This window comes from Agromyces lapidis, assembly GCF_009749405.1.
GTDB lineage: Bacteria > Actinomycetota > Actinomycetes > Actinomycetales > Microbacteriaceae > Agromyces > Agromyces lapidis.
The window spans coordinates 719,494-730,151 of the sequence record NZ_WBIQ01000001.1 but is presented as its reverse complement, the minus strand read 5'-3'; the positions used below and the strand labels follow the sequence as shown (position 1 = coordinate 730,151).

Sequence of the window (10,658 nt, the reverse complement as noted above, 5' to 3'; positions counted from 1 at the left end):
GAAATCACCGAGTCGCAATCCTGCGCCTTCGAGGTTATTTGGCTAGAACCACCACCGCTCGACCCGGGCCCCACTCTCGCGCTTCCCGGCCGCCGCGGCGACAAGAGAAAATCTACGCGACCACCCCGACCACCCACAAATCCACCCCGCATCCCGGGCGTGTCGCGAACGCCTCGATCGGCCACCGAATCGCATGATGCCCTGATCAACCGAGCAATCGTCGGCGCATAGGCGGTGTTCGTGCACAAGGTACCCGCCGAGTGCGCCGATACTCCCCCGTGCTGCGCCCTCCGCCGACCGGGTCGATGCGCGTGCCGGGCGATGCGAAAGGGCCCCGGCCGATCACGGAGTGATCGACCGGGGCCCACTGGGACTCGGCGGAGCCGGCTGCTACTCGACGAAGATGCCGGCGAGCGTCTTCTTGCCACGACGGAGCACGGCCATTCCGCCTCGCTCGACGAAGCCGTCGAGCGTCGCGGCGACATCTTCGACCTTGCGGTTGTTGACCGAGACACCGCCCTGGGTGATCGCACGGCGTCCTTCACTCAGGCTCGACACCAGCTTCGTGTCTGCGAGGAGCTGTGCGATCTGGGCGTCGGGCTGGGTCGTCGTGTTCGGCAGCTCGCGCAGCGCCGACTCGAAGACCTCGGCGTCGAGCTCGGTGATCTCGCCCTGCCCGAACAGCGCCTGCGATGCGGCGATGACCGCCGCCGTGGCATCCGCGCCGTGCACCATCGTGGTGACCTCGGTCGCGAGGACCCGCTGGGCCTCGCGCCGGAACGGCTCGCTCGCGACGAGCGCCTCGAGCTGCTCGATGCGCTCGCGCCCGAGGAAGGTGAAGACCTTGAGGCGCGTGACCACATCGGCATCGTCGGTGTTGAGCCAGAACTGGTAGAAGCGGTAAGGGCTGCACATCGCGGCGTCGAGCCAGACCGCGTTGCCCTCGCTCTTGCCGAACTTCGTGCCGTCGCTGTTCGTGATGAGCGGCGTGCCGATCGCGTGCACGCTCGCCCCCTCGACGCGGTGGATCAGGTCGGTGCCGCTCGTGAGGTTGCCCCACTGGTCGCTGCCGCCCGTCTGGAGCACGCATCCGTACTGCCGGAAGAGCTCGAGGTAGTCGAAGCCCTGGAGGATCTGGTAGCTGAACTCGGTGTAGCTGATGCCGGAGTCGGAGTTCAGTCGCGAGGCGACCGCGTCTTTCTTGAGCATCGTGCCGACACGGTAGTGCTTGCCGATCTCGCGGAGGAAGTCGATGGCGCTGAGGCCCGCCGTCCAGTCGAGGTTGTTCACGAGGCGCACGGCATTGTCGCCCTCTTGCGAGAGGAAGCGCGTGACCTGTCCCTGGAGGTAGCCGACCCACTCGGAGACGGTCTCCTTCGTGTTCAGCGTGCGCTCGGCGGTCGGGCGGGGATCGCCGATGAGGCCGGTGGATCCGCCGACGAGTCCGAGCGGCTTGTGCCCGGCGAGCTGCAGACGGCGCATGGTGAGCAGCTGCACGAGGTTGCCGAGGTGGAGGCTCGGCGCCGTCGGGTCGAACCCGCAGTAATACGTGATCGGCTCGCCCGCGAGAAGCTCTTTGAGCGCGGCCTGGTCGGTCGACACGTGCACGAGGCCGCGCCAGACGAGCTCCTCCCAGACGTCGTCGAAAGAGGCGTCGTTCTGCTGGGTGGAGAGGATCACTGGGTCTGACACCACGTCAGATTATCAGCGGGCGAACGATGAGCGTTCCATCCCTAACCCTTCAATGATTAATGCTGTATGCTTACTCACATACGAATGAAGCCTGCAGAGTGAAGGAGGAGTCATGATCGTCATCACCGCAGACCAGGTCTCGAGCCGTACTCGCGCCGATCTCGCCGGCTCCGAGCGCGACCGCATCCAGCGCGCGCACGGCGATCGCCTCCTCCTGCCCGTGGCACGCAACGCCGGCGACGAGATCCAACTGCTCACGAACGACGCGCGCACCGCCGTCGACGTCGTGCTCGAGCTCACGAGGCACGGCGAGTGGAGCGTCGGCATCGGCTGCGGCTCCGTGCGCGAGCCGCTTCCCGACGACATCAGGGAAGCGAGCGGCGAGGCGTTCTTCGCCGCCCGCGACGCGGTCGAGCGCGCCAAGAAGAGCACCCCGCGGCTCGCGGTCGAGGCGCCGGGATCCCCGCTCGACGGTGACGCGGCGCAACTCGAGGCGCTCTTCAAACTCGCCCTCATCCTCCGCGAGCGCCGGTCCGCGCAGGGGTGGGAGGTGTACGACCGCATCGTCGCGGGCGCCCTGCAGTCCGACATCGCCGACGAGCTCGGCGTCAGCGCGCCCGCCATCAGCTCACGCATGAAATCGGCCAATATCCGCGCCGAGCTCGACGCGGTGCCCGCGCTCGCTAGGCTGCTTGAGACTCTGGATGCCTCGACGGGAGCCCGCCACCCATGAATCTCTTCGTCATCGCCGACGCGATCACCTGGTCGGCGCTCATGCTCGCACTCGTGGCGGCCGCGGTGCTCTCGATCCTCGCCTCCGTCCGCCCTCGTCGCAGCTTCGTCTGGTTCGCGACGGGCTCGCTCGGCGCCGCCCTCCTCGCCGCCGCATCGGCCCACGGCCCGGCGCCGATCGGGGTGGCGCCGCTCGTCGTCGTGCTCGGCCTGGCGGTCGCGGTGTTCGGCGGCAGCGCCGCAGCGGGCACCGCCCTGGATCTCGCGATGGGAGGCGCCGTCTCCCCCGGACTCCACGGCGGCATCATCGTGACCGACCGGCGCGTCGACGCCGACCTCGCTTCGGGCGTGCACGCCGTCGAGCGACGCCGGGAGGTGCTGCGCGGCGGGCTCACGATCGGCGTGCTCGAGCGCGTCGCCTCGGCCGGTGCCATCATCGCGGGCTTCCCCGAGGCGCTCGCGATCGTCGTCGCGATCAAGGGCGTCGGCCGATTCACGGAGCTCGAGGCGCCCGAGGCACGCGAACGGTTCATCATCGGCACCTTCGCGAGCCTCATCTGGGCGTGCGCCGCGGCGCTCGTCGTGCACTTCGCGATCCGCTGAGCCGCGCCCCGCTCGCGCCCGTGCGCGGGGACGCCGGGGCCGCCGGGCGTTATGCCGAGGCACCCTCTTACTCGGCGGCGAGCCGGTGTCGCCGATAGGGCGAGACACCCTCGTCGCCGGGCAGCCAGAAGCGCCACGGGTACGCCGCGCCACCGCCGTCGCCGCTCACGCCCGTGCGCGGTCCGGTCGCGTGGTGCAGCGGAGCATCGAGGATCTCGAGTGAGAACGGCGGCGCGAGCAGGTCGCTGCCGCCCACCTCGAGCGGCACCCCGAGCGCGCGCGACAACCGGCCGGGGCCCCGCGCGAGATCGCGGTCGGCGACGCCCGGACGGCGGCGGCGTGCGAGCTCGAGCCCGCGGACGACCGTCGCCCCGCGCATCAGCACGCCCGACGAGGTACCCGCCGGCCGCGCCACGATGTTCAGGCACACGTGCATGCCGTAGCTGAAGTACGCGTAGAGGCGCCCCGGCTCGCCGAACATGACGGCGTTGCGCGGAGTGCGTCCGCGGAATGCATGCGAGCCGGGATCCTCACCGACGCCGCGGTAGGCCTCGAGCTCCGACAGTCGGATCGCCACCTCGCCGTCGGGCGCGGCGAAACTCAGCACGGCTCCGAGCAGGAGCGGTGCGAGCCGCACCGGATCCTGCTCGAAGAACGCCCGCTCGGGCGTCAGCAGAGCCGTCAGGCGGCCCCCTCGGGAAGACCGGCCACGAGATGACGCACCCGATCGGCCAGGCGAGCGAACTGCTCGTCGACCCTGACGGGGGCCGTGCCCCCGATGCCGTCGCGGCTCGCCACCGAACCCTCGATCGTCAGCACCTCGCGCACCTCGGGCGTGAGGTGCGGCGAGATCGCAGCGAGCGCGGCGTCGTCGACGGCGTCGAGCTCGAGGGCGTGCTCCTCGGCGTAGCGCACGAGCGCGCCGGTGATCTCGTGGGCGTCGCGGAACGGCACATGCCGCTTGACGAGCCATTCGGCCACGTCGGTCGCGAGGGAGAATCCGGCGGGCGCGAGCTCCGCCATCCGATCGATGTGGAAGGTGAGCGTGGCCACCATGCCGGTGAACGCGGGCAGCAGCACCTCGAGCGTCTCGACCGAGTCGAACACGGGTTCCTTGTCCTCCTGCAGGTCGCGGTTGTACGCGAGCGGGAGGGCCTTCAGCGTGGCGAGGAGGCCCGTGAGGTTGCCGATGAGGCGACCCGACTTGCCGCGGGCGAGCTCGGCGATGTCGGGGTTCTTCTTCTGCGGCATGATCGATGAACCGGTCGAATAGCCGTCGTCGAGCGTGACGAAACCGAACTCGCGCGTGTTCCAGAGGATGATCTCCTCGGAGATGCGCGAGAGGTCGATGCCGATCATCGTGGTGACGAAGGCGAACTCGGCGACGACGTCGCGGCTCGCCGTGCCGTCGATCGAGTTCTCGGCGGGCGCGGCGAGGCCGAGATCGCGGGCGACGGACGCCGCGTCGAGCCCGAGCGTCGAGCCCGCGAGCGCTCCCCCGCCGTACGGCGAGACATCGGCCCGCTTCGTCCAGTCGACCAGGCGCTCGAGGTCGCGGCTGAGCGCCCACGCATGGGCGAGCAGGTGGTGCGCGAGCAGCACGGGTTGCGCGTGCTGCAGGTGCGTGCGCCCCGGCATGATGGCCCCCCGGTGCGCCTCCGCCTGCGCGGCGAGCGCATCGATGAGGTGCACGAGCTGCTGTCCGATGACGGCTGCATGATCCTTCAGGTACAGCCGGACGAGCGTGGCGATCTGGTCGTTGCGGCTTCGGCCGGCACGGAGCTTGCCGCCGAGCTCGGGCCCCACGATGCCGATGAGGGCCGCCTCGAGGGCGCCGTGCACATCTTCGTCGCTCTCGGCGGCGACGATCTCTCCCGAGACGACCCGCGCCTCGAGGGTGTCGAGCCCCGCGAGCATCGTCGCGAGTTCGTCGTCGCCGAGGTATCCGGCCGCGGCGAGCGCCCGAGCGTGCGCGCGCGAACCCGCCAGATCGTAGCTCGCGAGCTGCCAGTCGAAATGCGTCGACTTCGACAGTCGTGCGAGTTCGGGCGACGGACCGCTCGCGAACCGGGCGCCCCAGAGCGAGCCTTCGTTGGTGCCGTGCTCGGCCATCATGCGTCCTTCCGGTTCACGAAGCGAGCGAGAGATGCCCCCGCGTTGGTGCCGTGCTCGGCCATCATGCGTCCTTCCGGTTCAGGAGCCACGTGAGCAGCGCTTTCTGCGCATGCAGTCGGTTCTCCGCTTCGTCCCAGACGACCGACTGCGGGCCGTCGATGACCTCGGCGTCGACCTCGACGCCGCGGTACGCGGGCAGGCAATGCAGGAAGATCGCCGAATCGGATGCCTCGGCCATGAGCGCACCGGTCACGCGGTAGTCGCCGAAGGTCGCGAGACGCTCCGCCTTCTCGGCCTCCTGGCCCATCGACACCCAGGTGTCGGTGACGATCACATCGGCGCCGGCTGCCGCGACGGCCGCGTCGGTGGTGACGAGCACCGAACCGCCGGTGGCGGCGGCGATCCGCTCCGCGTCGGCCACGAGGTCGGCGCGCGGCGCGTAGTCGGCCGGCGCGGCGATGCGCACGTGCATGCCGGCGGTGGCACCGCCGAGCAGGTACGAGTGCGCCATGTTGTTCGCGCCGTCGCCGAAGTACGACATCGTCAGCCCCGCGAGCTCGCCCTTCTGCTCGCGCACCGTCTGCAGGTCGGCGAGGATCTGGCACGGGTGGAAGTCGTCGGAGAGGGCATTGACGACCGGCACCGTGGTGCCGGCCGCCATCTCCTCGAGACCCGACTGCGCGTAGGTGCGCCAGACGACTGCGGCGACCATCCGCTCGAGCACGCGGGCCGTGTCGGCCACCGACTCCTTGCCCCCGAGCTGGCTCTCGTTCGAAGCGATCACGAGCGGCACGCCGCCGAGGTCGGCGATGCCGACCGAGAAGGAGACGCGGGTGCGGGTGGAGGTCTTGTCGAAGATCACCGCGACGGTCTGCGGTCCCTCGAGCGGGCGCTCGGCGAAGCGGTCGGCCTTGAGCCTGGCGGCCAGTTCGAGCACCTCGGCCTGTTCGGCGGGGCTCAGGTCGTCGTCACGGAGGAAGTGGCGGGTCATGGGGTCCGTTTCGTGTGGTGAGGTCAGGAGGCGGCGACGGTGTCGAGCGCGGTGGAGAAGTGCTCGACGAACTCGTCGATCTCGGCGTCGCCGATGATGAGCGGCGGTGCCATGCGGATGGTGGCGTCGTTGGCGGCGTTCACGATGAGCCCGGCGTCCATCGCCGCGGCGACGAGCGCGCCCGCGACCGGCTCGGTGAGCCCGATGCCGATGAGGAGGCCACGACCGCGGACGCCCGCCACGAGCGGGGAGTCGAGGCCGAGGATGCGGGCGCGCAGCTGCTCACCGCGCGCCGCCGCGTTCTCGACGAGGCCCGCCGACTCGATCTCGCCGAGCACCGCGTTGCCGACGGCGGTCGCGAGCGGGTTGCCACCGAAGGTCGAACCGTGCTGGCCCTTCGTGTAGAGCGACGACGCATGGCCGAAGGTCACGAGGCCCCCGATCGGGAACCCGCCGCCGATGCCCTTCGCGACGGTGATCGCATCGGGCGTGATGCCCGCGTGCTGGAACCCGAACCACGCGCCCGTGCGACCGGCGCCGGTCTGGATCTCGTCGACGATGAGCAGCGCCCCATGGCGATGGGTCAACTCGCGTGCGGCTTCGAGGAACCCCGCGGGCAGTTCCACGACGCCGGCCTCGCCCTGGATCGGTTCGACGATGAGCGCGGCGACCGCGTCGTCCATGGCGGCCTCGAGTGCCTCCAGCGTGGCCGGGATGTGCTCGACCCCGCCGGGCAGCGGCAGGAACGGGTCGCGCATGTGCGCCTTGCCGGTGAGCGCGAGCGAGCCCATGGTGCGCCCGTGGAAGGCGTCGACGAGGGCGAGCACCCGCGTCCGGCCTCCGCCCGAGTTGTTCAATCGGGCGAGCTTGAACGCGGCCTCGTTCGCCTCGGCGCCCGAGTTGCCGAACCACACCCGCCCCTCGTCGCCGGCCCCGGCGAGCCGGGTGATGCGCTCGGCGAGCTCGAGCGTCGGCTCGGTCGTGAAGTAGTTCGAGACGTGCGCGAGGGTCGCGGCCTGGCGTGACACCGCATCGACGAAGGCCGGATGCGCGTGGCCGAGTGCGTTGACCGCGATGCCGGCGAGGAAGTCGAGATACGGCTTGCCCGAGTCATCCCAGACGCGAACGCCCTCGCCGCGTTCGAGCTTGGCGAGGGGCATGCCGATCGAGCGCATGATGCGGGTGTCGAACCGCTGCTGCCAGTCGTTCACTCGGCGCCTCCGGCGTTCTGGGGCACGACCTCGGTGCCGATGCCGGACTGGGTGAAGACCTCGAGCAGGATCGAGTGCGGAACCCGACCGTCGATGATCGCCGCCTTCGCGACGCCGCCCTCGACGGCATCGAGACAGGCCCGCATCTTCGGGATCATGCCCGATTCGAGCTCGGGCAGCAGCGTCAGGAGCTCTGGCACCTCGATGACGGAGACGAGCGAGTCGCGGTTCGGCCAGTCGCGGTAGAGCCCCGCGACGTCGGTGAGGATCACGAGCTTCGCCGCACCGAGCGCGACGGCGAGCGCCGCGGCCGCCGAGTCGGCGTTCACGTTGAGCGACTGCCCCGGCGTGTCGGCATCGGGCGCGATGGAGGAGACCACGGGGATGCGGCCGGCGTCGAGCTGCGCCTGCACCGCCTCGGGATCGACCGCCACGACGTCGCCCACGAGGCCGAGGTCGATCTCGACGCCGTCGACGACGGCCCCACGACGACGGCCGGTGAACAGCCCGGCGTCCTCGCCCGAGAGCCCGGCGGCGAGCGGGCCGTGCCCGTTGATGAGCGAGACGAGCTCGCGGTTCACCTGCCCCGAGAGCACCATGCGCACGACGTCCATCGCCTCGGGGGTCGTCACGCGGTACCCGCCGCGGAACTCGCTCTCGATGCCGAGCCGCTCGAGCATCGACGAGATCTGCGGCCCGCCGCCGTGCACGACGACGGGCTTGATGCCGGCGTAGCGGAGATAGACCATGTCCTCGGCGAAGGCGCGCTGCAGTTCTGGGCTGACCATGGCGTTGCCGCCGAACTTCACGACGATCGTCTCGCCGTGGAACCGCTGCAACCACGGCAGCGACTCGATGAGCACCCGCGCCTTCTCGGCGGCGAGGTCGGCGCCGGAGCCCGCTGCATCCATTTCGATGTCGCTCATGCTCAGCTCGCGTAGGCGCTGTTCTCATGCACGTAGTCGTGCGTGAGGTCGTTGGTGAGAATGGTCGCGGTCGCCTCGCCGGCGTGCAGCTCGATGAGCACGTGGGTCGCGCGGGGCGTGAGGTCGACCTCGTCGCGGGGGCGGTCGGGGCGCCCGGCGTGACACACCCGCACCCCGTTCATCGACACGTCTACGAGGTAGGGGTCGAAGGGCGCCTGCGTGGTGCCGATCGCCGCGAGCACCCGGCCCCAGTTGGGGTCGTTGCCGAAGATCGCCGCCTTGAAGAGGTTGTTGCGGGCGACCGAACGGCCGACCTCGACCGCGTCGTCCTCGGTCTCGGCGCCGCGTACCTCGATCGTGATGTCGTGACTCGCGCCCTCGGCGTCGGCCTGCAGCTGCGCGGCGAGGTCGAGGCACGCCGCCGTGAGCGCCTCGGTGAACGCCGCCTCGTCGGGCACGACGCCCGAGGCGCCGCTCGCGAGCAGCGACACCTGGTCGTTCGTCGACATGCAGCCATCGGAGTCGAGCCGGTCGAAGCTCACGCGGGTGGCCTGCCGCAACGCACGATCGAGGGCGGATGCCTCGAGCTCGGCGTCGGTCGTGATGACGACGAGCATCGTGGCGAGTCCGGGCGCGAGCATTCCCGCGCCCTTCGCGATGCCGCCGATACGCCAGCCCGCGCCCTCGACGACGACGGTCTTCGGCGTCGTGTCGGTCGTCATGATGGCGCGCGCGGCGTCGGCACCCGCCTGGGCCTCGGCCGAGAGGCGGTTCGCGGCGCTCAGCACGCCCTCCTCGAGCACTTCGCCGTCGAGCTGGTCGCCGATGAGCCCCGTCGAGCAGACGAGCACGTCGCCGGCCGAGACCTCGAGCGCCGACGCGGCCGCCTCGGCGGTGCGGTGCGTGACCTGGAAGCCCTCGGGCCCGGTGAAGCAGTTCGCCCCGCCGGAGTTGAGCACGATCGCCGCGACCCGCCCGTCGGCGATGACCTGCCGCGACCAGATGATCGGGTTCGCCTGCGCGCGGTTCGAGGTGAACACCGCCGCTGCCTGCTGCGAGGGCCCGCGGTTCACGATGAGGGCGAGATCGAGCGCCCCGGTGCGCTTGATCCCGGCGGCGATGCCGGCGGCTTCGAATCCGGCGGGGGCGGTGACGGTCACGGGGCGACTCCGTTCACGGGAAGGCCGGTCGACTCGGTGAGGCCGAGCGCGAGGTTCGCCGACTGGATGGCGGCACCCGCGGTGCCCTTGACGAGGTTGTCGACCGCGGTGACGACGACGACGCGACCCGCGCGCTCGTCGACGGCGAGGCCCATGAGGGCGGTGTTGGCGCCGAGCACGTCGGCGGTGCGCGGGAACTGTCCCTCGGGCAGCAGTTGCACGAAGCGCTCCCCCGCGTAGGCGTCCTCCCAGGCGGCGCGAACCGTCTTCGCGTCGGTGCCCGGCATGACGCGCGCGGTCGAGGTCGCGAGGATGCCGCGCGACATCGGCACGATCACCGGGGTGAACGAGATGGTCGGGTTCGCCGCGCCCGCCCAGCGGAGCGCCTGCTGGATCTCGGGGATGTGCCGGTGCACGCCGCCGACGGAGTACGGGTTCGCCGAGCCGAGGATCTCAGATCCGAGCAGGTGCGCCTTCAGGCTCTTGCCCGCGCCCGACGGTCCGACGGCGAGCACCGACACGAGGTCGCGGTCTTCGATGACGCCGGCGCGGATGCCCGGCGCGAGCGACAGCGCGACGGTCGAGGCGTTGCAGCCCGGCGCGGCGATGCGGCGCGACTTCGTCAGCCGGTCGCGCTGGGTGCTCGAGAGTCGCGGTAGCTCGGGGACCCCGTAGGTCCACGCGGAGTGGAAGTCACCGCCGTAGAAGGCCGCCCAGTCGGCGGCGCTCTCGAGCCGGTGGTCGGCGCCGCAGTCGATGACGAGCGTCTCGGGCGAAAGCTCGGCCGCGACCGCGCCCGAGGCGCCGTGCGGGAGCGCCAGGAAGACGACGTCGTGGCCGGCGAGCGTCGCGGCGGTCGTCTCCTGCAGCGTGAGGTGCGTGTAGGTGCGCAGGTGCGGCTGCACCGCGACGAGCGGCTGGCCGGCGTTGGAGTGCGCGGTCACGGTGCGGACCTCGAACTCGGGATGATCGGCGAGCAGCCGCAGGATCTCTCCTCCGGCATAGCCGGACGCGCCGGAAACGGCGACGGAGTACGTCATGGAATCCACCTTAGGGTCTGTCTGGTCGGGGCGATGTTCCGGCGACGCCCCGCGACAGGCCGCTACGCCTGTGCAGGGGTCGCCGAGATTCGGCGGCCGCCACGGCGTCGGCTGCGCACGACCGAGACACACGCGAGGCGTGCGGCGGCGGCGAACCGGGTGATGGACATGGATCGACCATATCCGCG

The 10,658-nt window shown here is 70.8% G+C and carries 10 protein-coding genes; 2 read left to right on the top strand and 8 right to left on the bottom strand.

Annotation, left to right across the window (positions count from 1 at the left end; all coding sequences use genetic code 11):
- Window positions 1-390 precede the first annotated feature (390 nt).
- Complete coding sequence (gene tyrS, locus GQQ93_RS03210; RefSeq protein ID WP_246192040.1) at window positions 391-1,692, bottom strand: tyrosine--tRNA ligase; 1,302 nt, start codon at window positions 1,690-1,692, stop codon at window positions 391-393.
- Between the two features lie 112 nt (window positions 1,693-1,804).
- Between tyrS and GQQ93_RS03205 the strand changes: the two genes are divergently transcribed.
- Window positions 1,805-2,425, top strand: a complete 621-nt coding sequence (locus tag GQQ93_RS03205; protein ID WP_157422749.1) for a DNA-binding protein — start codon at window positions 1,805-1,807, stop codon at window positions 2,423-2,425.
- Window positions 2,422-3,027: a hypothetical protein gene (locus tag GQQ93_RS03200; protein WP_157422748.1), complete on the top strand. Its 606-nt coding sequence runs from the start codon at window positions 2,422-2,424 to the stop codon at window positions 3,025-3,027. The genes GQQ93_RS03205 and GQQ93_RS03200 overlap by 4 nt, the downstream gene beginning before the upstream one ends.
- 67 nt (window positions 3,028-3,094) lie before the next feature.
- Here the strand turns inward: GQQ93_RS03200 and GQQ93_RS03195 are convergent, their stop codons facing one another.
- The 7 genes from GQQ93_RS03195 to argC form a co-directional block, all read right to left on the bottom strand.
- The gene (locus GQQ93_RS03195) at window positions 3,095-3,703 is read right to left on the bottom strand and encodes a DNA-3-methyladenine glycosylase (RefSeq protein ID WP_376863678.1); all 609 of its coding nucleotides are present in this window, start codon (window positions 3,701-3,703) and stop codon (window positions 3,095-3,097) included.
- A gap of 5 nt (window positions 3,704-3,708) precedes the next feature.
- Entirely contained in the window at window positions 3,709-5,139 is a 1,431-nt protein-coding gene (gene argH / locus GQQ93_RS03190) for an argininosuccinate lyase (protein WP_157422747.1), read from the bottom strand.
- 64 nt (window positions 5,140-5,203) lie between these two features.
- Complete coding sequence (argF, locus tag GQQ93_RS03185; RefSeq protein WP_157422746.1) at window positions 5,204-6,133, bottom strand: ornithine carbamoyltransferase; 930 nt, start codon at window positions 6,131-6,133, stop codon at window positions 5,204-5,206.
- Window positions 6,134-6,156: 23 nt separating this feature from the next.
- The gene (locus tag GQQ93_RS18020) at window positions 6,157-7,308 is read right to left on the bottom strand and encodes an acetylornithine transaminase (RefSeq protein ID WP_246192061.1); all 1,152 of its coding nucleotides are present in this window, start codon (window positions 7,306-7,308) and stop codon (window positions 6,157-6,159) included.
- Window positions 7,309-7,340: 32 nt separating this feature from the next.
- Window positions 7,341-8,270, bottom strand: a complete 930-nt coding sequence (argB, locus tag GQQ93_RS18015) for an acetylglutamate kinase (RefSeq protein ID WP_246192038.1) — start codon at window positions 8,268-8,270, stop codon at window positions 7,341-7,343.
- Between the two features lie 2 nt (window positions 8,271-8,272).
- Window positions 8,273-9,430 (bottom strand): bifunctional glutamate N-acetyltransferase/amino-acid acetyltransferase ArgJ, encoded by a 1,158-nt coding sequence (gene argJ, locus GQQ93_RS03175; protein WP_157422745.1) that lies wholly within the window; start codon window positions 9,428-9,430, stop codon window positions 8,273-8,275.
- Window positions 9,427-10,470: an N-acetyl-gamma-glutamyl-phosphate reductase gene (argC, locus tag GQQ93_RS03170; protein ID WP_157422744.1), complete on the bottom strand. Its 1,044-nt coding sequence runs from the start codon at window positions 10,468-10,470 to the stop codon at window positions 9,427-9,429. Before argC ends, argJ begins: the two co-directional genes overlap by 4 nt.
- Window positions 10,471-10,658 lie beyond the last annotated feature (188 nt).

What these genes read in the sequence shown, in the direction of transcription:
- GQQ93_RS03205 (WP_157422749.1), top strand. Translation starts at nt 1,805, where the DNA reads ATGATCGTCATCACCGCAGACCAGGTCTCGAGCCGTACTCGCGCCGAT.
- GQQ93_RS03200 (WP_157422748.1), top strand. Translation starts at nt 2,422, where the DNA reads ATGAATCTCTTCGTCATCGCCGACGCGATCACCTGGTCGGCGCTCATG.
- argH (WP_157422747.1), bottom strand. Translation starts at nt 5,139, where the DNA reads ATGGCCGAGCACGGCACCAACGAAGGCTCGCTCTGGGGCGCCCGGTTC.
- argF (WP_157422746.1), bottom strand. Translation starts at nt 6,133, where the DNA reads ATGACCCGCCACTTCCTCCGTGACGACGACCTGAGCCCCGCCGAACAG.
- GQQ93_RS18020 (WP_246192061.1), bottom strand. Translation starts at nt 7,308, where the DNA reads ATGCGCTCGATCGGCATGCCCCTCGCCAAGCTCGAACGCGGCGAGGGC.
- argB (WP_246192038.1), bottom strand. Translation starts at nt 8,270, where the DNA reads ATGAGCGACATCGAAATGGATGCAGCGGGCTCCGGCGCCGACCTCGCC.
- argC (WP_157422744.1), bottom strand. Translation starts at nt 10,470, where the DNA reads ATGACGTACTCCGTCGCCGTTTCCGGCGCGTCCGGCTATGCCGGAGGA.